Below are 24,790 nucleotides of genomic sequence, written 5' to 3'. Positions count from 1 at the left end.
GACGGCGCCCGTCACCGCGTTCGGCCGGGCCAGTGGCGGCGCCAGGTGTCGGCGTCCATGGTCGCGGGGTCGGTGCCGGCGGCGCGGGCGGCCCGCTCGGCGGCACGCACGTCGGCGGCGAAGCGGCGGGCGACGGCCCGCAGCTCGCCCTCGGGGTCGGCCCCGGCGAGCTTGGCGTCCGCGGCGATGGCGAACAGGCGGGCGCCGGTGTCGGTGTCGTCCGGCAGCAGGTCGGGTGGGAGGTTCGCGCGGGCGGTGCGGGAGACGAGCTTGGCGGCCAGCGCGAGCGCGGGCTGGCCGGTGGCGACGCCGTCCACACTGGACTCCCGGCGCTTCTCCTGCTGCTTGAGCTCCTCCCAGCGCACCTGTTGGGTCGAGGCGTCGTGCACGGCGGGGTCGCCCCCGGCGAACACGTGCGGGTGCCGGCCGACGAGCTTGGCGACCAGCGCGCCGGCGACGTCGTCGAGCGAGAACGGATCGTCCGGGTGCTCCTCGGCGACCCGGGCGTGGAACAGCACCTGGAGGAGCACGTCGCCGAGTTCCTCGCGGAGCGCGGTGCGGTCGCCGTCGTCGATGGCGTCGAGGAGTTCGAAGCACTCCTCGACCAGGTAGACGCGCAGGGACTCGTGAGTCTGCTCGGCGTCCCATGGGCAGCCGCCGGGTGAGCGGAGCCGGTCCATCACGGCGACGGCGTCCAGCAGCGCGGCGCCGGCGCGGGGCGCGGCGAGCACCGAGGCACCGCGGGCGAGCAACGCGGCGGCGGCCGGGTCGTCGAGGTCGTCGGTGACCAGGACGAGCGGGCCGGCGAGCGCGCGGTCGGTCAGGTCGGGCGGGGCGAACGGCAGGCCGAGATCAACCTTGCCGGTGGCGAACACGGCGTCGGTCGAGCGCAGCAGCGGGACCGCGGCCGCCGGCAGTTGGTCCCGGTCCACCAGCACGACGGTGCTGCCCGCCGGGCCGGCCGCGGTCACGGTCGGGCGGAGTCGGACGGCGCCAGCACGGCGCCGGAGACCTCGGCCTCGGACTTCGGGACCACGCCGACGATGGCGTGGTTCCAGACGCCGTAGCGCGGGCTCACCTCGATGTCGGCGGCCATGGTGTCCTCGCGCAGGGCGAACAGGCCGAGCAGGGGCAGCTGCTCCGGCGGGACCGCGGCGATGGCGCTCGGGTCGGCCTGCGAGGAGAGTTCGCGGTCGAGCACGTGGACGACCTGGAAGCCGCCCTGACCCTGCCCGGCCGGCAGGACGAACACGCTGCCCTCGGGTGCGGTGAGGTAGACCCCGTCCGGGGTGGCGCCGGTCGACGCTTCGAGCTGCGCGCCGCCCTGGCCGCCCGCCTCGTTCATCAGCTGCTCGGAGTCCGCCGGCGAGGCGGCGATCCGCTCGGCGAGGGTGTTGGCGTCCTCGGCGTTGTCGAGCTGGACGAGGTTGTAGGTGACCGAGGCGCGCCCGAGGTACTCCTCGGCGAGCATGGTCAGCAGGACCTGGTCGCGGGCGTAGTCACCGGCGTCGCGGGCGCGGAAGACGAGCTGCTGGACGAGCTGCTCGGGCGGGACGCTGCCGTCGGTCGGCAGCTCTTGGCCGAGCGGGTCCTGCTCGAGGAACGCGGTGACCTCCGACCGGTCGGCGGTGATGCCCGCGCGCTCGGCGGCGTCGTCGAGGACCTCGTGCACGATGAGCTGGCCGAGCGCCTCACGGGCGACGAGGTCGAGCTTGCGCTCCCGGGCCAGCTGCTGCGCGGCCGGCTGCTCCGCCACGACCTTGTCGACCAGCGCCTGCACCTGGTCCACCGAGATCGCGGACCCGTCGATGATCACGGCCGAGTTGATCTGGCCCGGCCCCGACCCACACGCGGTGAGCCCCGCGACGAGCGACACGAGGACGGCGATCAGCCCGGGCATGCGCAGCTTGGCAGTCGTCACGGCTGGTTAGCCTCTCACAGCGCATCACCCGACCGGTGCGGGGGCGATCTCGAGGGACTCGAGGAACTTCGTGCACCAGTCGAGGAGGTTCTGGTCGCGTAGTTGGGGGGCGCCGATGCGGCCGCCTGCCGCGCCCTCGGTGGGGCGGGGGACGGAGATCGTTCCGGTGACCGCCTTGTAGGCCGCCTTCGGGTGCAGGCGCTTGAGGCGCACGGTCTGCGAGTCACGCAGTTGGAGCGGGGCGAAGCGGATCGTGCTGCCCGCCGTGGTGACCTCGCGGACGCCGTGGCGTCGGCACACCTGGCGGAACGCGGCCACCGCGAACAGGCGTTCCACCGGCAGCGGGGGTGTGCCGTACCGGTCCTGCAGCTCGTCGCGTACCGCGGACAGCTCGTCGGCGTCGGCCGCGGCGGCGAGCTTGCGGTACGCCTCGAGGCGCAGCCGCTCCCCCGGCACGTAGTCGTGCGGGATGTGCGCGTCGATCGGCAGGTCGACCCGCACCTCGGCCAGTTCCTCTTCCTCCTCGCCTGGTTCGGCGCCGGCGTGCTTGCGGAACGCGTCCACCGCCTCGCCGACGAGGCGCACGTACAGGTCGAAGCCGACGCCGGCGATGTGGCCGGACTGCTCGGCGCCCAGGATGTTGCCGGCGCCGCGGATCTCCAGGTCCTTCATGGCCACCGCCATGCCGGCGCCGAGCTCGGTGTTCTGCGCGATCGTCGCCAGGCGGTCGTGCGCGGTCTCGGTGAGCGGGGCCTCCGGGGGATACAGGAAGTACGCGTAGCCGCGCTCCCGGCCCCGGCCGACGCGGCCGCGCAGCTGGTGCAGCTGCGCCAGGCCGAGCATGTCGCCGCGCTCCACGATCAGGGTGTTCGCGTTGGCGATGTCCAGGCCCGTCTCCACGATCGTCGTGCACACCAGCACGTCGTGCTCGCGGGTCCAGAAGCCCTCGATGATCTTCTCCAGGCGGTCCTCGTTCATCTGACCGTGCGCGGTGACGATCCGGGCCTCGGGAACCAGCTCGCGCAGGCGGCGGGCGGCCTTCTCGATCGACGACACCCGGTTGTGCACGTAGAACACCTGGCCGTCGCGCAGCAGCTCGCGGCGGATGGCTGCGCCGACCTGCTTGTCGTCGTAGCCGCCGACGTAGGTGAGGATCGGGTGCCGGTCCTCGGGCGGGGTCAGGATCGTCGACATCTCGCGGATGCCGGCCAGCGACATCTCCAGCGTGCGCGGGATCGGCGTCGCCGACATGGTCAGCACGTCGACGTGGGTGCGCAGGGCCTTGATGTGCTCCTTGTGCTCGACGCCGAACCGCTGCTCCTCGTCGACGATCACCAGGCCGAGGTCCTTGTACCGGAGCCCGGTCTGCAGCAGGCGGTGCGTGCCGATCACCACGTCAACCTCGCCGGCGGCCAGGCCCTCGATGACCGCGTCGGCGTCCGGGCCGTGGGTGAACCGGGACAGCCCGCGCACGGTGACCGGGAACGACTGCATCCGCTCGGTGAACGTGTTGAGGTGCTGCTGGGCGAGCAGCGTGGTCGGCACCAGCACCGCGACCTGCTTGCCGTCCTGCACGGCCTTGAACGCCGCGCGCACCGCGATCTCGGTCTTGCCGTAGCCGACGTCGCCGCAGATCACCCGGTCCATCGGGACGCCGCGCTGCATGTCGGCCTTGACCTCGTCGATGGCGGCCAGCTGGTCGGGGGTCTCGGTGAACGGGAACGCGTCCTCCAGCTCGCGCTGCCACGGGGTGTCGGCGCCGAACGCGTGTCCCGGCGCGGACTGGCGGGCGGCGTAGAGCTGCACCAGCTCGGCGGCGATCTGCTTGACCGCCTTCTTGGCCTTCGACTTCGTGTTCTTCCAGTCCGAGCCGCCGAGCTTGTTCAGCGTGGGCAGCTCGCCGCCGACGTAGCGGGAGACCTGGTCGAGCTGGTCGGTCGGCACGAACAGCCGGTCGCCGGGCTGGCCGCGTTTCGAGGAGGCGTACTCCAGCACCAGGTACTCGCGGGTGGCACCGGAGACCGTGCGCTGCACCATCTCCACGTACCGGCCGATGCCGTGCTGCTCGTGCACCACGTAGTCGCCGGCCTTGAGCGCGAGCGGGTCGACGGCGTTGCGCCGGCGCGAGGGCATCTTGGTCGACAGGTCGCGGGTGGAGGTGCCGTGCCGGCCGCCGGTGAGGTCGGTCTCGGTGAGCACGACGAGCGCGCGCTCCGGTGCGAGGAACCCCTCCTCCAGGCAACCCCGCACGACCGTGACGACCGACGGCCGGGGCGGCTCGGTCAGCCCGTTCTCGGCGAGCGTCGCCGGGACGTCGGCCTCGGCGAGCTGCTCGACCGCGCGGCGGGCGGTGCCGGCGCCGGGCACGACGAGCACGGCGGCGCCGCCGGCCGCGGTGTGCGCGCGCAGGTCGGTGAACGCGCGGGAGACGTCGCCCCGGTAGCCCTCGACCGGCTTGACGTCGAGCTGGACGACGGTCTCGTCGGGGGTGGTGAGCTGGGACAGCGTCCACCACGGGTGTCCGGTGTCGCGGGCGTGCGCGGCGGTGTCGCCGAGTTCGCGGTACGCGCTGCGGCCCAGGTCGAGCGGGCTCTTGCCACCGCCGGCGGCGGCCATCCACGCGGCTTCGAGGAACTCCTGGCCGGTGCGGACGAGGTCGTGGGCGCGGGTGCGGACCTTCTCCGGGTCGATGACCAGGACGTGCGCGCCGTCGGGGAGGACGTCGGTGAGCAGTTGCAGCTCGCCCGCGCAGAGGACGGGGATGAGGGCCTCCATGCCCTCCGTGGGGATGCCGTCGGCGAGCTTGGCCAGCATCTCGGCGAGGTGGGCGTCCGCGGCGTGTTCCTGCGCGAGGTCGAGTGCCCTGGCCCGAACGTCCTCGGTGAGCAGCAGCTCCCGGCACGGCGGCGCGGTGAACTCGGTGACCTCACCGGGCAGCGAGCGCTGGTCGGCGACCGCGAACGCGCGCATCTCGCTGACCTCGTCGCCCCAGAACTCGACCCGGACCGGGTGCTCGCTGGTGGGGACGAAGACGTCGAGGATGCCGCCGCGCACGGCGAACTCGCCGCGCTTCTCGACCATGTCGACACGGGTGTAGGCGAGCTGGACGAGTCGCTCGACGAGGTCGTCGAAGTCGTGTTCGAGCCCGACCTCGAGGTGCACCGGCGCGAGGTCGCCGAGGCCGGGCGCCATCGGCTGGATGAGGCTCCGCACGGTCGCGACGACGACGCGCGGCGCGTTCCCGCTGGACAGCCGGTGCAGGATCTCGAGCCGTCGGGCGACGGTGTCGGCGCGGGGCGAGAGGCGCTCGTGCGGCAGGGTCTCCCAGGAGGGGAAGTTGGCGACCTGGTCGGGCCCGAGGAGGTCTTCGAGCGCGCTGGTGAGGTCGTCGGCCTCGTGCCCGGTCGCGGTGATGGCGAGGACGTCGGCCTTGCCCGCGAGGGCGGCGGCGACCAGCGGACGGGCGGCGGTGGGGCCTTCGAGTTCGAGGTCGGCGGTACCGGCCGCGTCGAGGACGGTGGTCAGGGCGGGATCGGGCAGGACGGCGTCGAGCAGACCGGCAAGCGATGCGGACACTGTGGTGGAACCCCTCGGACGAGCACGCGGACAGACCCCTGCCCAGGACGAGGGCGGGGGATCCTCTCGCCCCCGAGCCTACGCCCAGGCACCAACGGGGTTTTCGCGCTACGCTCAAGTGTCGAGTAGGTAACCGTGCGTTCCTGGGGGAAGCATGGATGGCATCGAAGTCGGCGCCGCGGGTTCGGGCGTACCCATACCCGAGTACCGCATGATCGTCCCGCCGGACAAACTCCTGACCCTGAAGAAGGGCATCGAGGACGAACGCGACCGGTTGCGCAACTGGCTGATCGACAACGAGCACAAGCTACGCGATATCCCTCCGCCAGGCTCCGATCCGTGCAGCATCGACACGATGAAGATCATGAGCGAGAACTGCGGGCAAGCGGCGGACGCCGTGTGGGCATATGTCGACCGGCTCGACAAGATGGCGACCAAGCTGGGCGAAACGGCCGCCACTTATGGCCTCGTCGAGGACGAGAACACCGCCAAATTCCGCGAGGAACCCTCATGACCGTTATCGCGCGGCTCGGTGCGTTCCTGGCCATCGTCCTGCTCGCTGCCGGTTGCACGACCACGTCGCCCGGTGAGTCCAAGCCAGCACCCAGTGCCTCGGACGAGTCCGATCGACCGCGCGAAATCACGCTGGACGACATCGACCCGTGCACCTTGCTACGGCAGTCCGATCACAACACCTTCAGCATCGCCGGCCCCGCCGAGCCTGGCGAGGACGACCATGGCAACGCCCAGTGTGTGTGGAATACCGATGGCGGCTTCATAGACATAACGCTCGTCACCCATGAGGGCTTCGAGACCCCGAAAGGCGGGCTGGCCGATGTGGAAGCCGCCGACCCGATCGAAGGCTTTCCCGCACGAAACCTCACACTGACCGAGAACGAGCATTCCTGCTTCACCGATGTCGACGTCGCCGAAGGCCAGTACCTCACCACACACGTCGGCCGTTACTCCGACTCCGATACTGACCCTTCGCCTTGCGAATACTCCTACCAGCTCGCCGAATCAGTGATGAGCACGCTCGTGCCGTGAGGCTATTCGGCGGCTGAGACGTGGCTGATCAGGTTCGTCCAACTGACCTCGGCGAGAACCAGCATCGAACCGGTGTTCTTGCTGTCCCGCACGCCCATTACGTCGCTGGCACGTGCCACCTCGACGCAGTCGATCTCCGGTCCGCTGAAGCTGCTCCTGAACCTCTCCGCAGCCGGCCTTCATACCTCGATCTCGGCCGGGAACTGGGTCCATCCGCAGGACCCGGTCGCGGTCGGCGCCGACGGTGCCCCATCGCGGCGAGGAGGGCGGACACCTCGGCGGGTGTGATGTCCGGACGCACGCCGCGTTCCAGTCGGCTCAGCGTGTTGGCCGACCGGCCGAGCACTCCGCCGACTCGCTCCAGATTCCGCCCCGACCGCTCCCGCAGCCGGCACAGCTCCATACCGAGCCCGCGTCCGCCGACCCCCGCGTTCCGCGCCATCCGGGCGAAGATCGCGCCGGCACGACCGTGTCCGGCGGGCACAGCGACCGAGCGATCGTCAGAAGCGCGGCGGGCGTTTGTCCAGGAACGCGCGCACGCCCTCGGCGTAGTCCGCGCTGGTGACCGAGGCCTCGTACCAGGCGCGGACGGCGTCGTCCTCGTCGTGCTGGCCGGCGCGGATGCGGGCGATGAAGGCCTTCGAGCCGCGGACCGAGACCTGTGCGCGACTGGCCATCGTCGTGGCGAGGGTGGTGGCGCGGGGGACGACGTCGGCGGCCGGCTGCAGCTCGTTGACCAGGCCGATCCGCAGCGCGGTCGCGGCGTCGACCAGGTCGCCGGTGAGCAGGATCTGGCTCGCCCACGCGGGCCCGACCGCGTCGACCAGCTGCCTGGTCGAGGTGAAGTCGTAGACGATGCCGAGCTTCGCCGGGGTGATGCCGAACCGGGCGTCGTCGGCGGCGATGCGGACGTCACAGGCCAGCGCGATCTCGCAGCCGCCGCCGACGCAGACACCGGTGATCGCGGCGACGACCGGTTTGCCGACCCCGGTGATGGCGCGAACGCCGTCGTGCACGGCGCGGCTGTACCGGCGGGCGCCGTCGGCGTCACCGCGCAGGGTGGTGAACTCGCTGATGTCGGCGCCGGCGGAGAAGTGGTCGGTGCCGCGGACGACGAGCGCGCGCACCGAGTCGTCGGCCTCGACCTTGTCGAGCAGGCCCGGCAGCGCGGACCACATCTCGAAGCTCATCGCGTTGCGCTTGGCCGGGCGGTCGATGGTCAGGGTGGCGACCGGGCCGTCGACGTCGAGGGTCAGGCTCACGCGGCAACCGTAACCGCCCGCTCGGACAGCTCGGTCAACACGGCGGCCACCGCGGGGTGCTCGCGGCCGCCGGCTCGGGTGCAGGTCAGCAGCTTGCGGCTCGGGCTCGCCCGCCCGGTCAGCGGGAGCCGCACGATCGGCAGGTGCGTCGGCAGGTACGCCAGCCGGGGTGCCAGCGCGACGCCGAGGCCGTTGGCCACCAGGTGCGCGATCGCGTTCCACTCCAGCGCGTTGTGCGCCACGTTCGGGGTGAACCCGGCCGCGCCGCAGGCCGCGAGCGTCACCCGCCGGCAGGTGCAGGTGACCGACGGCAAGATCCAGTCCTCCCGTTCGGCCTCGACCAGCTCCACCGCGTCGCGCCCGGCCAGTGCGTGGTCGGCGGGCACGACCAGGTCGAACGGGTCGTCGGCGAGCGGTCGCTGGTCGAACCTCGGGTCGCCGGGCGGCGGGTTCGACCAGGTGGCCTCGACCACCGCCAGGTCGACCTCGCCGTCGAAGAGCAGGTTGTACCCGACCTCCTGCTCGACCTCGCGGATCCGCACGTCGAGCCGGGGGTAGCGGGCCCGCAGCGGTCGCGCGGCCGGGGCGAGCAGCATCGCGACCGCGGTCGGGATGCCGCACAGCCGGACGGTTCCGGCCGGCTCGTCGCTCGCGGTGCGCAGGTCGATCTCGGCCTGCTCCCAGCGGGCCTCGATGGCGTCGGCGTGGGCGAGCAGGCGGTGCGCGGCCGGGGTGAGGCGCACCCGGCGGCCGTGCGGCTCGAGCAGCGTGACGTCGAGTTCCCTGGCGAGCTGGCGGATCTGCTGGGAGGCCGCCGACGTGGTGAAGTGCATGGCCTCGGCGGCCGCCGTGATGGTGCCGTAGTGCGCGACCGCCCGCAGGACGCGGAGGCGCCGCAGGTCAATCATGAAGGCGACTCTTCACGGTACCGTCCAGAAAGTCAACGTGGACGTACACAGTCGCGGGCCCCACGCTGGGACCATGACCACCACCTGCCCGCACTGCGGCTGGCCCGACGCCGAGCCGGCCGAGATCGTGTCCCGCCACCCCACGACGTCCGGTCTGACCCTGTGGACCCGTTGCCGCTGCGGCTCGCTGCAGGCCAGGGTCGTCGACGACGTCCGGGTGCGGATCGTCAGCCGGAGCCGTCCGGCCGCCTGATCAACCGAGCGCCGAGCGCAGCGCCCCCAGGTGCTCGTCGACCGTCGACTGGCGCTCCGCCAGCGCCGAACGGCACTCGGCGACGGCCGCCACCCGCTCGTCGACCTCCGCGGCCAGGGCTGTCCGGGCCTTCTCCGCCCGGGCGATCGCGTCCGCCCGCTCCCGCGAGTCCGTCCGCCACTGGTAGCCGGCCACGCCGAGCGCCGCCACCGCGCCGAGCACCCACGCCCAGCCGACGACCGTCAGCACCAGGAACACCGCCGCCACGCCGGCCGCCCCGTAGGCGGTGTACCTGCGCTGCTCCGACACCCGCGCGGCCAGCTCGATCCGCCGGCGCGCCGCGTCCAGCGACTCGACTCCACGGGCGGCGATCGTGACCGTCCCCTGCCTGGTCCGGGCCCGCACCCGCGCCGGGAACGGCCGCCGCGCGGTCTCCGCCAGCCGCTCGGCCGCGGCCAGCACGTGCGGCGCGCACATCCGCACCGCGAGCGCGCGCCGGGCGGGGTGCTCGGCGTCGGCCGCGTCGGCGTGGATCGTCGCCAGGGTCTCGCCCGCCGGCCCGTCCCACGTGGCCGGCGTGCCCCCGTCGCCCTCGATGACCGCGCGCAGCTCCCGTTCCCTGGCCAGCAGCGGCAGCTCGTCCGGGCTGCCCTCGTCGATCAGCAGCTCGAGACACCGGCGGACGGAAGGGTCGGGCGCCGGCTCGTCGCGGTGGCCGCCGAGCGCGTCGTCGACCCAGGCCCGCAGCGCCGCGAGCCGCGCACCGGCGTCCAGCGCCGCCGACAGGTCGGCCGCGTCCTCGATCCCCTTCGGCACGGCCGTCGGCTCGGCGCGCGCGGTGCCGAGCTCGGTGATCGCGTCCACGGCGGCGTCGGAGTCGAGGCCGCCCACGAACTCGGCGCCGCGCCGCCGCACCAGCTCGCGGCCGGCGTCGCCGAAGAACCCGTCGGCGGCGAGCGTCCAGACCGCTCGTCGGTGGGTCGCCAGGGTCGGGCCGAGCGCCGGCAACGCGTCGGCGAGCAGTGCGGCCGAGACGGTCTCCCGCCCGCCGAGCAGTCCGGTGCCGAGCACGTGGAACACGGTGGCCCGTCGCGGATCGAGGGCCAGCGCGGTCACCGGCGGGGCGGGGTCGGTCAACGCGACCAGCGCCGGCGCGAGCCAGTACCCGTCGACGTCCGGGACCTCGCCGTCGGTGAGCCCGTCGAGCACCCGGCGGGCGACGTGCCGGATCCGGGCCTGCTCGTCGAACAGCCCGAGCGTCACCCGCAGGTCACTGATCTCGACGAACGCGTCGAACGCGGCGGAAAGGCGGTCGAGCCGCTGTTCCAGTGACCCCTGCACCTTGGACAGCTCCGCGTGCAGCCGCCGCTGCGAGGACCGGGCGGAGGCGAGCGAGCTGGAGACGTAGTCGATGTCGTCCCGCAACTCGCGAATGCGCCTGATCTGCCCGTTGTACGTGTACCACCCGTCGCTCACCGTTCCGCCTCCCCGGGCTCGTCCCCGTCGGTCGACTTGGGGAGGGCGTGTTCGGCCTGGTCACGTACTCGTGGCTGGATTGCGTCACGTTCCCCTGAGGTGACGGAGCCGAAGGTGGCCGGAAAGTCGCTCACACCCATCCGACGCACGAGGGGGCAGGATGGACCCATGGCAAACCGGGCGAGTCTTCTCGTCGTCATGACGGCCGTCACCGCCGCGCTCACCGCGTGCTCCCAGCCCGGGGTGGGCGAGGTTCCGGCGCGGGCGGAGCCGAGGTCCGAGCCGAGCACGCCGAGCAGCACCGCCGAGGTGCCCGGCCTGCGGGTCGAGGAGGTCGCCCGCGGCATGTCGCACGGCTGGGACATCGGGTTCCTGCCGGACGGGCAGGTGCTCGTCACCCAGCGGCCGGCGCGGATCGCGCTGCTGTCCAGCTCGGAGCCCGGTGCCAGCGTGACCGAGGTGGACGCCGACCTGACGGACGTGTTCGTGCAGGGTGAGGGCGGCCTGATGGGCATGGTCGTGCACCCGGACTTCGCCGAGAGCCGCCGGTTCACCACGTGCCAGACCCACATGGCCAACGGCGAGCCGGTCGACATCCGCCTGGTGACCTGGCAGCTGTCCGACGACGGCCGGTCGGCGACCCGGGAGCGGGACCTGCTCACCGGCCTTCCGCTGACCGGCGGCCGCCACTCCGGCTGCCGCCCCACGATCGCCGACGACGGGAGCCTGATCGTCGGCACCGGCGACACCGCAGTCGGGTCGGTCCCGCAGGACCGAACGAGCCTGGGCGGCAAGGTGCTCCGGCTGAACCTGGAGACCGGCGAGCCGATGCCGGACAACCCGTTCATCGACTCGGAGAACCAGAACGAGCGGTACCTGTTGTCTTACGGCCACCGCAACATCCAGGGCGTGGCGATCCGGCCGGGTAGCGGCCAGATCTTCACCGCCGAGCACGGCCCGGACAAGAACGACGAGGTCAACCTGATCCAGCCCGGCGGAAACTACGGCTGGGACCCGTCCCAGGGCGGCACCGTCGACGGCTACGACGAGAGCGTCCCGATGACCGACCTGGAACGCTTCCCGGACGCGGTGCCCGCGAAGTGGCAGTCCGGCGAGACCACCGAGGCCGTCTGCGCCGCGACGTTCCTGGAAGGCGAGCAGTGGGGCGCCCTCAACGGTGCCCTCGTGGTCACCGCGCTCAAGGGCGCCAAGGTCATCCTCCTCACCCTCGCCGAAGCGGGCGACGTCGACTCCGTGGCGATCCCCCCGGAGATCCAGGACCAGTTCGGCCGCCTCCGCGCCGCCCGCCTCGGCCCGGACGGCAACCTCTACATCACCACCACCAACGGCCAGGACGACAAGCTCCTCCGCGTCACCCCGGCCTGACCTCGCGAGTCGTACGCTCCCGACCCGCGAGTCGTACGCTCCCGGAAGGTACGACTCGCGCGACGGGAAGGTACGACTCGCGCGACGGGAAGGTACGACTCGCGAGGTGTCAGTGGGACTCGCGGAGGTCGGGGGCGTTCTCGAGGTGGCGTAGGCCGTTCCAGGAGAGGTTGACCAGGTGGGCGGCGACCTCCTCCTTCTTGGGTCGCCGGACGTCGAGCCACCACTGGCCGGTGAGGGCGACCATGCCGACCAGGGCCTGGCTGTACAGGGCGGCGAGCTTCGAGTCGTAGCCGCGCGACGTGAACTGCACGCCGAGGATGCTCTCCACCTGGGAGGCGATGTCGTTCAGCAGGCTCGAGAAGGTGCCGGTGGAGGCGGCGACCGGGGACGCGCGCACCAGGATGCGGAAACCGTCGGTCGAGCTCTCCACGTAGTCCAGCAGCGCGAACGCGGCGCGTTCCAGGAGCAGCCGCGGGTGCGCGTCCTCCGCCAGGGCCGAGGTCATCTCCGACAGCAGGTAGTGCATCTCCCGGTCGACCACGACCGCGTAGACGCCCTCCTTGCCACCGAAGTGCTCGTACACCACCGGCTTCGACACGTTCGCCCGGTGCGCGATCTCCTCGACCGACGCACCGTCGAACCCCTTCTCGGCGAACAGCGATCTGGCCACGTCGAGCAGCTGCTGCCGCCGCTCCTCGCCGGTCATGCGCACGCGCGTGACCGGCGCCTCGCCACGCTTCGTCCTACGTTCCCGCCGCCTCGCCGCCACGCGGGCCACCCTACGGGCAGCCGCCGACAGAACGTGAAACGGACTTACTCCGCCCCGGCGCTGATCTTCGCCAACCGCTGCGGCGTCGGCCAGCGCACGTTGTGCACCCAGCCGAACTTCTCGAACATCCAGATGAACCGCGCCGACGTGTCGATCTGGCCCTTCTTCACCCCGTGCCGCGCGCACGTCGGGTCCGCGTGGTGCAGGTTGTGCCACGACTCCCCGAAGCTCAGGATCGCCAGCGGCCACACGTTCGCCGCCTTGTCCCGGCTCACGAACGGGCGGTCGCCGATCATGTGACAGATCGAGTTCGTCGACCACGTGACGTGGTGCAGGATCGCCACCCGCACGAACCCGGCCCAGAAGAACGCGGTCAGCGCACCCCACCACGACCAGGTGATCAGGCCGCCGAGCAGCGCCGGCAGGGTGAACGTCAACACCGTCCAGAGCCAGAACAGGTTGTTCACCCGGACGATGTCCTTGTCCGCCATCAGGTCAGGGGCGAACCGCTCCTTGTTGGTGATGTCGCGGTCGAACAGCCAGCCCATGTGCGCGTGCCAGAAGCCCTTGGCCAACGCCACCGGGCCGGTGCCGAACAGCCACGGCGAGTGCGGGTCGCCCTCCTTGTCGGAGTACGCGTGGTGGCGCCGGTGATCGGCCACCCAGATGATCGGCGGCCCCTGCACCGCCATGCTCCCGGCGATCGCGAGTGCGATCTTCATCGGTCGCTTCGCCTTGAACGAACCGTGCGTGAAGTACCGGTGGTAGCCGATCGTCACGCCGTGCCCGGTCAGGTAGAAGAAGAACGCGGCGAGCCCCACGTCCACCCAGGTCAACCCCCAGCCCCAGGCCAGCGGCACGGCCGCGATCAGCGCCGCGAACGGCAGCAGGACGAACACGTAGACACCGAACTGCGTCCAGTTGTTCCGCCGGCCGACGGTGATCGGCTTCGGCCCTTTTGGCTTGGGTTGTGCCCCGCCGGACGTCTCGTCGAGGGTCGTCGTCATTCCTCGTTAACCCCTTCTTACCGCTCAGTAAGGCCAGCCTCACCTACGGATACGTAACCTACGACAGCGTAAGTACATCAGATCGCAGCGGTCCAGTGATCCAGCTCACACCCGAATGGACGCGCTCTTGGTCCATTCGACGGGTACCACTGCCGACCGAAGGCCATGCATGTCACGATGTCCTCCCAGTGGGCCGGGCACCGGTCCGCCGGTCCGCCGTGGTGTAAAGGCAGCACCTCAGATTTTGGTTCTGATGGTCCAGGTTCGATCCCTGGCGGCGGAGCTGCCCGAAGGTGGACAGCGGGACAACAACACGAGGTGACAGCCAGGCGTGGACGGTGGCGCGGTCGACCTACCGGCGTTGGACGAGCGCTCTGACGCCTGGCTCGTCGGCCGCGCGCGTGAGCTGCTCGCCATCGCCCAGGTGAGCGAGCGGGGCACCCGCGCCCGGCACATCCACGAGGTCGACCGCATCCTCGACGAGGTTCGCCGCCGCGGCGAGCCGCGCATGGTCGGCCAGCTCCTGCGCGCCGCCGCCGTGATCCGGGTCAACAACTCCTCCGCCGAGGCCACCGAGGAGATCGTCGACGAGTTCCTCGCCCACTCCGAGCGGCACGGCCTGCTGGTGCTGCAGGCCGACGCGCACGCGCTGCGGGCGAAGTGGCTGCTGCTGTCCGGGTACGAGGACCGCGCGCTCACCGAGGCCGCCGTCGGGCTCGCGATGCTCGACGAGAAGCTCGAACCGGACGAGCTGTTCGGCCGCCGGGTGTGGGAAGTGCTGATGGCCTCCACGCTGATGGACCTCGGCCTGGTGCTGATGGAGCTCGGCGTCTACGAGGCGGGCGACCAGGTCATGCGCCGCGCGCACCGGCACATCCGGCACGGCGCCGGCCCGCACGACATCGCCGTGCACCTGATCACCGTCTGCCGGATGCAGCTGAGCTGGGGTCTGCGCCTGGAACGGATCGGCGAGGACGCCGCCGCCCGGTTCGACCGCGCCGCCGCGATGGCCTCCGACGTGGAGGCGCCGTTCCGCGAGTCGCTGTTCCCCCGCCGCACCGACCGCCCGGCCGCCGACCAGATCGCCGTGGTCGGCGCCGCGCACGCGCTCGCCAAGCCGACCGGGGCGCAGGTCGAGCGGCTGACCGGCCTGCTGGACCTGGCCGCGCCGCGCGAGGTGTTCTTCGTGGCCATCGCGCTCGCCCGCTGCCTGGAGACCGACGGGCGGATCGGCGACGCCGTGGAGGTGCTCGCGGGCGTGCAGAAGCGCCTGGACGACAGCGTCTCCGAGCCCGCGCTGCTGCTGTGCCTGATCCGCGAGTTCGCCCGGCTGTCCGGCCAGGACGACGCCGAGCGGACCGCGAGCGCGCTGCGTCACTACGTCGCCGAGCTGGAAACCCAGCTGTGGGACATGCGTGAGTCCCGGGTGGCGGCCCTGGACACCCGCCGTGAGCACGAGCGGCTGTCCCGCCGGCACGGCACGATCGCCAGGCAGGCGCTGCAGGACCCGCTCACCGGCCTGCCGAACCGGCGCGCGCTCGACGAGCGGCTGGCCGAACTGTCCGGCGACGGCCGCCCGCTGGCGATCGCGCTGGTCGACCTGGACGGGTTCAAGGGCGTCAACGACCGGCTGTCGCACGCCGAGGGCGACGACGTGCTGCGGGTGATCGCCAGCACCGTGCGGGACGTGCTGCGCGGCAGCGACATGGTCGCCCGCTACGGCGGCGACGAGTTCATCGTGCTGCTGCCGGGCGCCCCGCTGCAGCCGGCCGCGGCGGCGCTGCGCCGGGCCGCGGACGCCGTGGCCGCGCTCCCGCATGATCTTTCCCACGGCGTCACCCTGTCGGTGGGCGTGGTGTCGCTGTGTGCCGACGAAACCTCCGCCCGCGCGCTGGCCCGCGCCGACGCCGCGATGTACCAGGCCAAACGCCGCGGCGGCAACGACGTCGTGGCCATCTCGAGCACGGAGGGTGACGACCTTGTCCCCCTGGCGGGCGAGCCCGACCCCGCGTGGGTGCTACCCGAGGCCACGTAGGATCGAATCCCTGACCTTTCGGGACTCGACCACGCCAAGGAGAGGCTGATGCTCGAGGGCTCCACCGGGCTCGGCGAAGTCAGCACGATCATCCTCGCCGCCGGCGAGGGCACCAGGATGCGCTCGGCCACCCCCAAGGTGCTGCACCGGCTGGCCGGCCGCTCGCTGGTCGAGCACGCCGTGCGGGCCGCCGCCGGGCTGTCGCCCCGGCGGATGGCCGTGGTCGTCGGGCACGGCCGCGAGGCGGTCACCGAACACCTGCACGAGGTCGCCAAGAACATCGGAGACGACACCGACGCCAGGGTCACGGTCGCGGTGCAGGCCGAACAGCACGGCACCGGCCACGCGGTCCGCTGCGCGCTGGACGAGCTGCCCGCGCTCACCGGCACCGTCGTGGTCACCTACGGCGACGTGCCGCTGCTGGACACCGCCACCCTGTCCGCCCTGCTCACCGAGCACGCCGCGGCGGGGAACGCGGTCACCGTGCTGTCCGCGCGCGTCGACGACCCCACCGGCTACGGCCGGATCGTGCGCGGCGAGGACGGGTCGGTCATCGCGATCGTCGAGCAGAAGGACGCCACCCCCGAGCAGGCGGCCATCCGGGAGATCAACTCCGGGGTGTACGCGTTCGACGCCGCCGTGCTGGCCGACGCGCTCGGCCGGCTGTCCACCGACAACGCGCAGGGCGAGCAGTACCTGACCGACGTGCTGGCGATCGCCCGCGGCGACGGGCACCGGGTCGCCTCCTGGGCGTGCGCGGACCCGTGGCTGGTCGAGGGCGTCAACGACCGGGTTCAGCTCGCCACGCTCGGCGCCGAGCTGAACCGCAGGCTCCTGGAGCGGTGGATGCGCGCCGGCGTGACCGTGGTCGACCCGATGTCGGTCTGGCTGGATGCGGGCGTCGAGCTGGCCCGCGACGTCGTGCTGGAGCCGGGCGTGCAGCTGCGCGGCGCGACGAGCGTCGGCGAGGGCGCGACAGTCGGCCCGGACACCACGCTCACCAACGTGACGGTCGGCGCCGGCGCCAGCGTGGTGCGCACCCACGGCAGCGAGTCCGAGATCGGCGACGGGGCCAGCGTCGGCCCGTTCGCCTACCTGCGGCCGGGCACTCGGCTGGGCACGAGCTCGAAGGTCGGCACGTTCGTCGAGCTGAAGAACTCCACGCTCGGCGCGGGCTCGAAGGTGCCGCACCTGTCCTATGTGGGCGACGCGGAGATCGGCGAGAAGTCCAACATCGGCGCGGCCAGCGTGTTCGTGAACTACGACGGCGTGGCCAAGCACCGCACGGTCGTCGGCTCCCACGTGCGGATGGGCTCGGACAACATGTACGTGGCGCCCGTGACCATCGGCGACGGTGCTTACAGTGGAGCGGGAGCGGTGCTGCGGCAGGACGTGCCGCCCGGCGCGCTGGCGGTGTCGGCGGGCGAGCAGCGCAACATCGAGGGCTGGGTGCTGCGCAGGCGTCCCGACACGGCGGCGGCGGAGGCGGCCCGGCGAGCACTCGGCGAGTCGCCGACGGACGAGGAGGGGTCATGAACGCGAAGTCCGGGACGCCCAAGAAGAACCTGATGTTCTTCTCCGGCCGCGCGCACCCCGAGCTGGCCGAGGAGGTGGCCAAGCACCTCAACGTGAGCATCACCCCGCAGTCGGCGTACGACTTCGCCAACGGCGAGATCTTCGTCCGGTTCGAGGAGTCGGTCCGCGGCTGCGACGCGTTCGTGATCCAGAGCCACTCCGAGCCGATCAACCAGTGGATCATGGAGCAGCTGCTCATGGTGGACGCGCTGAAGCGGGCGTCCGCCAAGCGGATCACCGTGATCATGCCGTTCTACCCGTACGCGCGGCAGGACAAGAAGCACAAGGGCCGCGAGCCGATCTCCGCGCGGCTGGTCGCCGACCTGTTCAAGACCGCCGGCGCGGACCGGATCATGACCGTCGACCTGCACACCGCGCAGATCCAGGGCTTCTTCGACGGCCCGGTGGACCACCTGCTCGCACAGACCCTGTTGTCCCGCTACGTGGGCGAGACCTACGGGAGCGACAACGTCACCGTCGTCTCGCCGGACGCGGGCCGCACGAAGCTGGCCGAGAAGTGGGCCGACGACCTCGGCGGCGTGCCGATCGCGTTCATCCACAAGACGCGCGACCCGTTGCGCCCCAACGACGTCGTGGCCAACCGGGTGGTCGGCGAGGTCCGCGACCGGCTGTGCGTGGTGATCGACGACATGGTCGACACCGGCGGCACGATCTCCAAGGCCGTGGACCAGCTGCTGTCCGAGGGTGCGCGCGACGTGGTGGTGGCCGCGACGCACGGCGTGCTGTCCGGCCCGGCGCCGCAGCGGCTGTCGGAGTGCGGCGCGCGTGAGGTCGTGTTCACCAACACGCTGCCCATCCCGGACGAGAAGCGGATCGCGAAGATGACCGTGCTGTCCATCGCGCCGCTGCTGGCCAGGGCGATCCAGGAGGTCTTCGAGGACGGCTCGGTGACCAGCCTCTTCGACGGCAACGCCTGACCCGCCCGCCCCCACGCCAACGACACGGAAGCCCCACGTAAACTGTCGGGGTTGCCTCGGCGAGGGCAGGCGTCACGCCTGGCGTGATCGACGCGGCGGTTCGATGCCGCGCGTACGCCCGTCGCCGCTGGCCGCCGCCGCCCGAGTACCCCCAGCAAGGAGAGCACCACCGTGTCCGAGGTCCGTCTCGCCGCCGAACCACGTACCCAGTTCGGCAAGGGCGCCGCGCGCCGCACCCGCCGTGACGGCAAGATCCCCGCGGTGCTGTACGGCCACGGCTCCGACCCCAAGCACCTGGCCCTGCCCGCCATCGAGTTCGCCCGCGTCGTCCGGGAGAACGGCCAGAACGCCATCCTCCGGCTCGACATCGACAACAAGAGCGAGCTCGCGCTGACCAAGACGGTCACCACGCACCCGATCAAGAACTACATCGAGCACGTCGACCTGCTGCTCGTCCAGCGCGGCGAGAAGGTCACCGTCGACGTGCCGGTGGTGCTGACCGGTGAGGCGCAGCCCGGCACCCTGATCACCCAGGACGCGACCGTCCTGTCGGTGGAGGTCGAGGCGCTGCACATTCCCGAGCAGTTCGAGGTGTCGGTGCAGGACGTCGAGGCCGGTACGCAGATCCTGGCCTCCGACGTGACGCTGCCCCCCGGCTCGGAGCTGCTGACCGACCCGGAGACGCTGATCGTCGCGGTCAACCAGGCGCCGACCGCCGAGGACATGGAGGCCGGTGTCGACGTCCCGGAGGGCACCGAGCCGCCCGCCCCGGCCGTCGAGGACGAGGCCGAGGGCCAGAGCGAGAGCTGAGCCGAGACCGGGCGGTCCCCGCCGGGCCGCCCGGTTTCGCCTCTCGAGGACGTCGAGATGCCGGATCCATCGAACGCGGACGAGCCGGTGCTGGTGGTCGGCCTCGGCAATCCCGGGCCGAGGTATGTCGGCAATCGGCACAACATCGGCTTCCTGGTCGCCGACGAGCTGGCGGCGCGGATGGGCGGCAGGTTCAAGGGCCACAAGGCGGGCGCCGACGTGCTGGAGGGGCGGCTGGAGGGGCGCCGGGTCGCGCTGGCCAAGCCGAGGTCGTACATGAACGTGTCCGGCGGTCCGGTGGTCGGCACCGCCCGGTTCTTCAAGGTCGACCCGCCCAGGCTGGTGGTCGTGCACGACGAGCTGGACCTGCCTTATGGAACGGTGCGCCTGAAACTGGGCGGCGGCGAGAACGGCCACAACGGTTTGCGTTCGATCAGCAAGTCCCTCGGCACCAGGGACTACCTGCGGGTACGTTTCGGTATCGGACGCCCGCCCGGCCGGATGGACCCGGCCGACTTCGTGCTCCGGGACTTCTCCGGGGCCGAGCGCCGCGAGCTGGCGTACCACGTCGACCGGTGCGCCGACGCGACGGAGGCGTTGGTGGGCAAGGGTTTGGAAGCGGCGCAGAACCTCTTCCACACGCGCTGACCGGGAGGCGCACATGCAGCAGCCGGACGAGGTCCCGCTGACTCCGATGGTGGTCGACTGCGTCACGTTCGACCGAGCACCCCTGGGCCGCCGCGGCTACCACGAGGACCAGGTCGACGACTTCCTGGACCGCGTGCAGGCCGCACTGTCCGGCACGGACCCCCTGACCGCCCAGGACGTCCGCGAGGTGATGTTCGACAGCGCCCCCCTGATCCGCCGCGGCTACCACGAGGACCAGGTCGACGAGTTCCTCGACCTGGTGGAGGCGGAGCTGGAGCGCCGGGCCCGACGCCGCCGGCCGGCCGCGCCGCCCACCCCACCACGCCCTGCGGAACAGACGAGCCCGATGCTGTGGGCGGTGGCCCCGTCCTCGTTGCCCGCCGGAAGCCCTGGCTGCGCGCCCGGCGACCAGACCGTCACCGCCCCAGGACCGGGCGGCCCGACTCCCGGTAGCCCAGGCGTCACCGGCCCAGCCACGTTCAGCCCCACCCCGAACGCCACCGGCCCCGCCGCCAGCCCCACGCAGAGCGGCCCGACCACTGCTGCCTCCGTCGCCGGCAACCCCGCCCCGACGAGCCTGAACGCTGGCAGCGCAGCCACCAACCCGGCCTCGCCGAGCCCAACGGACCCTGGCGCCGCCGACGCAGGCCCAGCCGACGTGCACCCGGCCGGCCCAGGCCAGATCGCGTCGGTAGCGGCCGCCGGGCAGGACTCCGCCGCCGACCCAAAGCCGACTACCGATCGAGATCGAGACAGTTCGTCCCCGGCCGACCAGCCCTCAGCCGGCTTGGCTTCGACCAAGCCCGCCGCTGACGAGCAAGCATCCGCGAACCCCGCCGAGCCGGCCGCCGCCAACGCGGGCGGCTCGGCCGCGGCCAAGCCAACCCTCAGCCCCTACCCACGAGCAACCCCAACACCGGACAAGCCGCGCCCCGGCCCGCCCCCGGCCAGCGCGACGCCAGCCCCAAGTCCCGGCCCGCACCAACCCGCCACCTCTACACCGGACAAGCCGACCCCCGGTCCGAACCAGGCCAACGCCACACCAGCCCCAAGCCCCAGCCCGCACCAACCCACCACCCCAACACCAGACAAGCCAACCCCCGGCCCGAACCAGGCCAACGCCACACCAGCCCCAAGCCCCAGCCCGCACCAACCCGCCACCCCAACACCAGACAAGCCGACCCCCAGCCCGAACCAGGCCAACGCCACACCAGCGCCGACCCCCAGCCCGACCCAGGCCAACGCGACACCAACCCCGACTCCCAGCCCGAACCCGACGGCCAGCGCGACACCGGCCAGCCCAGTACCGCGCAAGCCGAGCCCCAGCCCGAACCCGCCGGCCAGCGCGTCACCAGCCGATCCGGCGCCCCACCCCGTCCAGCCCACGCCCACCAGTCCGGTGCACGCCAACCCGATCCCCGCGGACGCGTTCGCGCCGTCGGCCGAACCCCCCGGGCAAAGCCTGCTCGACGCCTGGCGGGACACCAACCTGCTCGCGCTCCCCCTCCCCCCGGCTCCGCCCGGCGAGCGCGGCTACCGCCCCGGCGACGTCGAGCGGCTCATGACGCTCCTCGCCGCCGCCATCACCGAGCCGGAGGGGCCACGCGCCGACGACATCGCCGGGTTCGGCCTCGCTCGGACGTTCTTCATCGGGCAGGGCTACCACGTGGGCGCGGTCGAAGCCCTCCGGCTGGCCTGGATCACGGAGCTTCGTCGGCGCGAGCTCTGATCTGGTCGGCCACCTGCTCGCCCGCCGCCGCGCGCCGGAGCTTGCCCGACGGGGTCTTCGGCAGCGTTCCCGGCTTCAGCACCACCACGGCCACCGGGCGGGCGTTCACCGCCTCGAACACGCGCGCGCCGACGTCCTTGCGCAGTGCCTTCTCCGCCTCGGGGTCACCGGCTTTGGTGGACTCGACGACCACGGCGAAGCGCTCGCGGCGGGTTCCGGCGTCCAACCGGACGGCGACCGCGTTGCCGGCGCGGACACCTTCCACCGCGGCAGCGGCGCGTTCGATGTCGGTCGGGTAGATGTTCCGGCCCGCCAGGATGATCACGTCCTTCGCGCGGCCGCAGATGACGATCTCACCGTCCACTATGTACCCCAGGTCGCCGGTGAGCAGCCAGCCGTCGGCGTCCTGGGTCGCCAGGGGGCCGTCCACGGTCAGGTATCCCGGCGTCACGGAGTCGCCGCGGACCCGGATCTCGCCGACCTCGCGCTCGCCGAGCACCTCGCCGGACGAGGACACGATCGACGCCTCGAAGCCGTCCAGGGGCGGGCCGAGCACGGCGAACGAACGGGTCGCGACGGCGGGATCCACCGGCACCGCTCGGTTGTCCGCTTCCAGGCGTTCCGCGTCCACGTAGTCCAGGCGCAGACCGATGAACGGGCGGGCGAACGAGATCGCCAGCGTGCCCTCGGCCATTCCGTAGGCGGGGAACACGCATTCCGCCGGCATTCCGAACCGGGCGCCTGCGTCTACAAAGGACTTGACGGCCTTCTCGTCGATGGGTTCCGCGCCGTTGAGCGCGATCCGCAGCGTCGAGAGGTCGAACTCCTCGTCGGCACCCGACAGCCGCCGGCCGAGCAGGGCGTAGGCGAAGTTGGGCGCCGCCGTGATCGTGCCGCCGTACTTCGAGATCAGCCTGGCCCACAGCAGCGGCGCGGACAGGAAGTCGACCGGGGTGACCTTCACCAGCTCGATGCCCATCAGCATCGGCGTGGTGTAGAAGCCGACCATCCCCATGTCGTGGAACATCGGCAGCCACGACACCATCGTGTCCCGCTCGGCGTCCAGCTCAGCGCGGTCGGCCATCGCGGTGATGTTCGCCAGCAGGTTGCCGTGGGTGATCCGCACGGCCTTCGGCTCGGCGGTCGAGCCGCTGGTCAGCTGGAGCAGCGCGGGCGCGGCCTCGTCGACCTCCACGATCGACGCCAGCGGGGTGCCGCCGGCGAGGTCGGCGATCAGCCGGTAGCCGATGTTGTGCTCGTCGAGGACCGGGGCCAGCTGGTCGAACGGCGCTCCCAGCAGCACCAGCTTGGAGCCGATCATGTTCAGCACCCGCACGGTGTCCTCGGCCCACCCGGCCAGATCCGACCGGGGCGTCGGCTGGTGCAGCATCGTCACGCTGCCGCCGGCGAGCCACACCGCCTGCACCGCCGGACCGATCACGGCGGGCTCCGCGGCCAGCACCGCCACGGCGTCGTGCCGGGCGAGGCCGCCGGCGACCAGGGTGCCGGCCATCCCCCTGGCCTGCTCGTGCACCTCCGCCCAGGTGGTGCGCACTGGCTCGTTGGGTTCACCGGTGGTGACGCCACGCTCCCGGCCACCCGCGTTCGCGGTGCCGACCAGCGTGTCGACGAATCGACTCATACGTCAACTCTAGATGGGCCTATTCGGCCGCATCCGCCACGTCGAGCCAACGTTCCTCGACGGTTGCCTTCTCCGTGACCACCTCACGCAGCTCCGCGTCCAGCGCGAGCAGCCGGTCGGCGTCGGTGGCGGCCTCGGCGAGCGCGGCGTGCAGCGACTCCTCCCGCTGGGTCAGCGCGTCCAACCGGCGCTCCAGCCGGGCCAGCTCCTTGCGCACGGCCCGCTGCTCGGCGGCGTTCGACCGGGCCGGCGCGGCCGGGCGCGGCGCCGAGGGCGGGGGCGCGAAGGCGGCGTCCCGGCGGGCCAGGTACTCCTCGATACCGCCCGGCAGGTGGGTGACCCCGCCGTCGCCGAGCAGGGCGTACACCGCGTCGCAGACCCGTTCCACCAGGTACCGGTCGTGCGAGACGACGACCAGCGTGCCCGGCCAGCCGTCGAGCAGGTCCTCCAGCTGTTGGAGGGTGTCGATGTCCAGGTCGTTGGTCGGCTCGTCGAGCAGCAGCACGTTCGGCTCGGCCATCAGCAGCCGGGCGAGCTGCAGCCGCCGCCGCTCGCCGCCGGACAGGTCGCCGACCGGGGTCCACTGCCGCGCGGCCGGGAAGCCGAACCGCTCGGCCAGCTGCGAGGCGGACAGCTCCTGCTTGCCCAGCGTGACCCGCCGCGCGATCTCCTCGACCGCCTCCAGCACCCGCAGCGTGGGAGGCAGGTCGTGCAGCTCCTGGCTGAGGTACGCCAGCCGCACGGTCTGGCCCTGGACCCGCTTGCCGTGCTCTGGCTCCAGCTCGCCGGCGAGCAGCCGCAGCAGCGTGGTCTTGCCCGAGCCGTTGACGCCGACCAGCCCGATCCGGTCGCCCGGCCCGATCCGCCAGGTCAGCCGGTCGACCAGGGCCCGGCCGCCGACCGAGACCGAGGCGTCCTCCAGCTCCAGCACCGTGCGCCCGAGCCGGCGTTTGGCGAACGCGAGCAGCTCGACCGAGTCGCGCGGTGGCGGCACGTCGGAGATCAGCGCCTCCGCGGCCTCGATCCGGTAACGCGGCTTCGAGGTGCGCGCGGGCGGCCCGCGGCGCAGCCAGGCCAGCTCCTTGCGGGCGAGGTTGCGCCGCTTCTCCTCGATCGTCGCGGCCAGCCGGGCGCGCTCGGCGCGGGCGAACACCCAGTCGGCGTAGCCGCCCTCGTACTGCTCGACCCGGCCGCCGACGACCTCCCAGGTGCGGGTGCAGACGGTGTCGAGGAACCAGCGGTCGTGGGTGACGACGACCAGCGCGGTGCGGCGGGCGACGAGGTGCTCGGCGAGCCAGCGCACGCCCTCGACGTCGAGGTGGTTGGTCGGCTCGTCGAGGATCAGCAGGTCCAGCTCCTGGACGAGCGCGGCGGCCAGCGCGACCCGGCGCCGCTCGCCGCCGGACATCGTCGCCACCGGGCTGTCCACGCCGAGCCGGGTGATCCCGAGGCCGCCGAGGATCGCGCGGGCACGCGGGTCGGCCGCCCACTCGTGCTCGGCGGTGATGCCGAGCGGGTCGAGCACGGCGTTGCGGACCGTGGAGCCCGCCGGCAGCTCGGTGCGTTGGGTGACGACGGCCTGGCGCAGGTCGCGGCTCCGGCTGACCCGCCCGCTGTCCGGCGGCTCGACGCCGGCCATGACCTCCAGCAGGGTCGTCTTGCCGCCGCCGTTGAGGCCGACCACGCCGATCCGGTCCCCCGCGCCGACGCCGAGGGAGACGGCGTCGAGCAGCGGGCGCACGCCGTAGCTCTTGCCGACGGATTCGAGGTTGACCAGGTTGACCATGACGGCCCCACGGTACCGG

The 24,790-nt window shown here is 72.3% G+C and carries 21 protein-coding genes, 1 tRNA gene and 1 pseudogene; 11 read left to right on the top strand and 12 right to left on the bottom strand.

Features of this window, described 5'->3' with window-relative positions; genetic code table 11:
* Positions 1-11: 11 nt before the first annotated feature.
* From JT362_RS07975 to mfd, 3 genes are read right to left on the bottom strand one after another with little or no spacing between them, the layout of a single operon-like run.
* Positions 12-971, bottom strand: a complete 960-nt coding sequence (locus JT362_RS07975) for a nucleoside triphosphate pyrophosphohydrolase (RefSeq protein ID WP_260190371.1) — start codon at positions 969-971, stop codon at positions 12-14.
* A complete protein-coding gene (locus JT362_RS07970; RefSeq protein ID WP_260190370.1) occupies positions 968-1,921 on the bottom strand; it encodes a SurA N-terminal domain-containing protein in 954 nt (317 codons plus the stop codon). Before JT362_RS07970 ends, JT362_RS07975 begins: the two co-directional genes overlap by 4 nt.
* 24 nt (positions 1,922-1,945) lie before the next feature.
* A complete protein-coding gene (mfd, locus tag JT362_RS07965; protein WP_260190369.1) occupies positions 1,946-5,497 on the bottom strand; it encodes a transcription-repair coupling factor in 3,552 nt (1,183 codons plus the stop codon).
* Positions 5,498-5,651: 154 nt separating this feature from the next.
* On the opposite strand from mfd, the gene JT362_RS07960 reads away from it, so the two are divergent.
* Together JT362_RS07960 and JT362_RS07955 are read left to right on the top strand one after the other, a co-directional pair.
* Complete coding sequence (locus tag JT362_RS07960) at positions 5,652-6,011, top strand: hypothetical protein (RefSeq protein ID WP_260190368.1); 360 nt, start codon at positions 5,652-5,654, stop codon at positions 6,009-6,011.
* A complete protein-coding gene (locus JT362_RS07955; RefSeq protein ID WP_260190367.1) occupies positions 6,008-6,544 on the top strand; it encodes a DUF3558 domain-containing protein in 537 nt (178 codons plus the stop codon). Before JT362_RS07960 ends, JT362_RS07955 begins: the two co-directional genes overlap by 4 nt.
* Positions 6,545-6,546: 2 nt before the next feature.
* Here the strand turns inward: JT362_RS07955 and JT362_RS07950 are convergent.
* The 4 genes and pseudogenes from JT362_RS07950 to JT362_RS07940 all read right to left on the bottom strand — a co-directional run.
* Positions 6,547-6,693: pseudogene (locus JT362_RS07950) on the bottom strand (DUF397 domain-containing protein); the annotation flags it as partial.
* Positions 6,642-6,947 (bottom strand): helix-turn-helix domain-containing protein, encoded by a 306-nt coding sequence (locus tag JT362_RS35565; RefSeq protein WP_375546458.1) that lies wholly within the window; start codon positions 6,945-6,947, stop codon positions 6,642-6,644. The pseudogene JT362_RS07950 and the gene JT362_RS35565, both read right to left, overlap by 52 nt.
* 97 nt (positions 6,948-7,044) lie before the next feature.
* A complete protein-coding gene (locus JT362_RS07945) occupies positions 7,045-7,806 on the bottom strand; it encodes an enoyl-CoA hydratase/isomerase family protein (protein ID WP_260190366.1) in 762 nt (253 codons plus the stop codon).
* Positions 7,803-8,714: a LysR family transcriptional regulator gene (locus JT362_RS07940; protein WP_260190365.1), complete on the bottom strand. Its 912-nt coding sequence runs from the start codon at positions 8,712-8,714 to the stop codon at positions 7,803-7,805. The genes JT362_RS07945 and JT362_RS07940 overlap by 4 nt, the downstream gene beginning before the upstream one ends.
* A gap of 73 nt (positions 8,715-8,787) precedes the next feature.
* Between JT362_RS07940 and JT362_RS07935 the strand changes: the two genes are divergently transcribed.
* Complete coding sequence (locus tag JT362_RS07935) at positions 8,788-8,967, top strand: hypothetical protein (protein ID WP_260190364.1); 180 nt, start codon at positions 8,788-8,790, stop codon at positions 8,965-8,967.
* On the opposite strand, the gene JT362_RS07930 is transcribed toward JT362_RS07935, so the two are convergent.
* The gene (locus JT362_RS07930; protein ID WP_260190363.1) at positions 8,968-10,443 is read right to left on the bottom strand and encodes a hypothetical protein; all 1,476 of its coding nucleotides are present in this window, start codon (positions 10,441-10,443) and stop codon (positions 8,968-8,970) included.
* Positions 10,444-10,641: 198 nt separating this feature from the next.
* Between JT362_RS07930 and JT362_RS07925 the strand changes: the two genes are divergently transcribed.
* On the top strand, positions 10,642-11,829 hold the full coding sequence (locus JT362_RS07925) for a PQQ-dependent sugar dehydrogenase (RefSeq protein WP_260190362.1): 1,188 nt from the start codon (positions 10,642-10,644) through the stop codon (positions 11,827-11,829).
* A 109-nt stretch (positions 11,830-11,938) separates the two neighbouring features.
* On the opposite strand, the gene JT362_RS07920 is transcribed toward JT362_RS07925, so the two are convergent.
* On the bottom strand, positions 11,939-12,538 hold the full coding sequence (locus JT362_RS07920; RefSeq protein ID WP_260190361.1) for a TetR/AcrR family transcriptional regulator: 600 nt from the start codon (positions 12,536-12,538) through the stop codon (positions 11,939-11,941).
* A gap of 107 nt (positions 12,539-12,645) precedes the next feature.
* Complete coding sequence (locus JT362_RS07915) at positions 12,646-13,608, bottom strand: acyl-CoA desaturase (RefSeq protein ID WP_260190360.1); 963 nt, start codon at positions 13,606-13,608, stop codon at positions 12,646-12,648.
* 212 nt (positions 13,609-13,820) lie between these two features.
* On the opposite strand from JT362_RS07915, the gene JT362_RS07910 reads away from it, so the two are divergent.
* The 7 genes from JT362_RS07910 to JT362_RS35365 all read left to right on the top strand — a co-directional run bounded on the left by JT362_RS07910 (position 13,821) and on the right by JT362_RS35365 (position 21,343).
* Positions 13,821-13,891 (top strand) — tRNA-Gln (locus JT362_RS07910).
* A 48-nt stretch (positions 13,892-13,939) separates the two neighbouring features.
* Positions 13,940-15,643 (top strand): GGDEF domain-containing protein, encoded by a 1,704-nt coding sequence (locus tag JT362_RS07905; RefSeq protein ID WP_260190359.1) that lies wholly within the window; start codon positions 13,940-13,942, stop codon positions 15,641-15,643.
* Between the two features lie 48 nt (positions 15,644-15,691).
* Positions 15,692-17,179 (top strand): bifunctional UDP-N-acetylglucosamine diphosphorylase/glucosamine-1-phosphate N-acetyltransferase GlmU, encoded by a 1,488-nt coding sequence (glmU, locus tag JT362_RS07900; protein WP_260190358.1) that lies wholly within the window; start codon positions 15,692-15,694, stop codon positions 17,177-17,179.
* Positions 17,176-18,156: a ribose-phosphate diphosphokinase gene (locus JT362_RS07895; RefSeq protein ID WP_260190357.1), complete on the top strand. Its 981-nt coding sequence runs from the start codon at positions 17,176-17,178 to the stop codon at positions 18,154-18,156. Before glmU ends, JT362_RS07895 begins: the two co-directional genes overlap by 4 nt.
* Positions 18,157-18,327: 171 nt before the next feature.
* Positions 18,328-18,966, top strand: a complete 639-nt coding sequence (locus JT362_RS07890) for a 50S ribosomal protein L25/general stress protein Ctc (RefSeq protein ID WP_260190356.1) — start codon at positions 18,328-18,330, stop codon at positions 18,964-18,966.
* 57 nt (positions 18,967-19,023) lie between these two features.
* Positions 19,024-19,614, top strand: a complete 591-nt coding sequence (pth, locus tag JT362_RS07885) for an aminoacyl-tRNA hydrolase (protein ID WP_260190355.1) — start codon at positions 19,024-19,026, stop codon at positions 19,612-19,614.
* Positions 19,615-19,627: 13 nt separating this feature from the next.
* Entirely contained in the window at positions 19,628-21,343 is a 1,716-nt protein-coding gene (locus tag JT362_RS35365; RefSeq protein ID WP_311202673.1) for a DivIVA domain-containing protein, read from the top strand.
* Here the strand turns inward: JT362_RS35365 and JT362_RS07875 are convergent.
* Together JT362_RS07875 and JT362_RS07870 are read right to left on the bottom strand one after the other, a co-directional pair.
* Entirely contained in the window at positions 21,315-22,985 is a 1,671-nt protein-coding gene (locus tag JT362_RS07875) for a fatty acyl-AMP ligase (RefSeq protein ID WP_260190354.1), read from the bottom strand. The genes JT362_RS35365 and JT362_RS07875 overlap by 29 nt on opposite strands.
* Before the next feature lie 19 nt (positions 22,986-23,004).
* The gene (locus tag JT362_RS07870; protein WP_260190353.1) at positions 23,005-24,771 is read right to left on the bottom strand and encodes an ABC-F family ATP-binding cassette domain-containing protein; all 1,767 of its coding nucleotides are present in this window, start codon (positions 24,769-24,771) and stop codon (positions 23,005-23,007) included.
* Positions 24,772-24,790 lie beyond the last annotated feature (19 nt).

This window comes from Actinophytocola gossypii, assembly GCF_025165815.1.
Classification (GTDB): Bacteria; Actinomycetota; Actinomycetes; order Mycobacteriales; family Pseudonocardiaceae; genus Actinophytocola; species Actinophytocola gossypii.
The sequence above is the reverse complement of the archived record's forward strand: the minus strand, read 5'-3'. Positions and strand labels throughout refer to the sequence as shown.

Bases quoted from the DNA above. Each gene is read 5' to 3' on its own strand.
- JT362_RS07960 (WP_260190368.1), top strand. From the start codon at position 5,652: ATGGATGGCATCGAAGTCGGCGCCGCGGGTTCGGGCGTACCCATACCC.
- JT362_RS07955 (WP_260190367.1), top strand. From the start codon at position 6,008: ATGACCGTTATCGCGCGGCTCGGTGCGTTCCTGGCCATCGTCCTGCTC.
- JT362_RS35565 (WP_375546458.1), bottom strand. From the start codon at position 6,947: ATGGAGCTGTGCCGGCTGCGGGAGCGGTCGGGGCGGAATCTGGAGCGA.
- JT362_RS07940 (WP_260190365.1), bottom strand. From the start codon at position 8,714: ATGATTGACCTGCGGCGCCTCCGCGTCCTGCGGGCGGTCGCGCACTAC.
- JT362_RS07935 (WP_260190364.1), top strand. From the start codon at position 8,788: ATGACCACCACCTGCCCGCACTGCGGCTGGCCCGACGCCGAGCCGGCC.
- JT362_RS07925 (WP_260190362.1), top strand. From the start codon at position 10,642: ATGACGGCCGTCACCGCCGCGCTCACCGCGTGCTCCCAGCCCGGGGTG.
- JT362_RS07920 (WP_260190361.1), bottom strand. From the start codon at position 12,538: ATGACCGGCGAGGAGCGGCGGCAGCAGCTGCTCGACGTGGCCAGATCG.
- JT362_RS07915 (WP_260190360.1), bottom strand. From the start codon at position 13,608: ATGACGACGACCCTCGACGAGACGTCCGGCGGGGCACAACCCAAGCCA.
- glmU (WP_260190358.1), top strand. From the start codon at position 15,692: ATGCTCGAGGGCTCCACCGGGCTCGGCGAAGTCAGCACGATCATCCTC.
- JT362_RS07895 (WP_260190357.1), top strand. From the start codon at position 17,176: ATGAACGCGAAGTCCGGGACGCCCAAGAAGAACCTGATGTTCTTCTCC.
- pth (WP_260190355.1), top strand. From the start codon at position 19,024: ATGCCGGATCCATCGAACGCGGACGAGCCGGTGCTGGTGGTCGGCCTC.
- JT362_RS35365 (WP_311202673.1), top strand. From the start codon at position 19,628: ATGCAGCAGCCGGACGAGGTCCCGCTGACTCCGATGGTGGTCGACTGC.
- JT362_RS07875 (WP_260190354.1), bottom strand. From the start codon at position 22,985: ATGAGTCGATTCGTCGACACGCTGGTCGGCACCGCGAACGCGGGTGGC.
- JT362_RS07870 (WP_260190353.1), bottom strand. From the start codon at position 24,771: ATGGTCAACCTGGTCAACCTCGAATCCGTCGGCAAGAGCTACGGCGTG.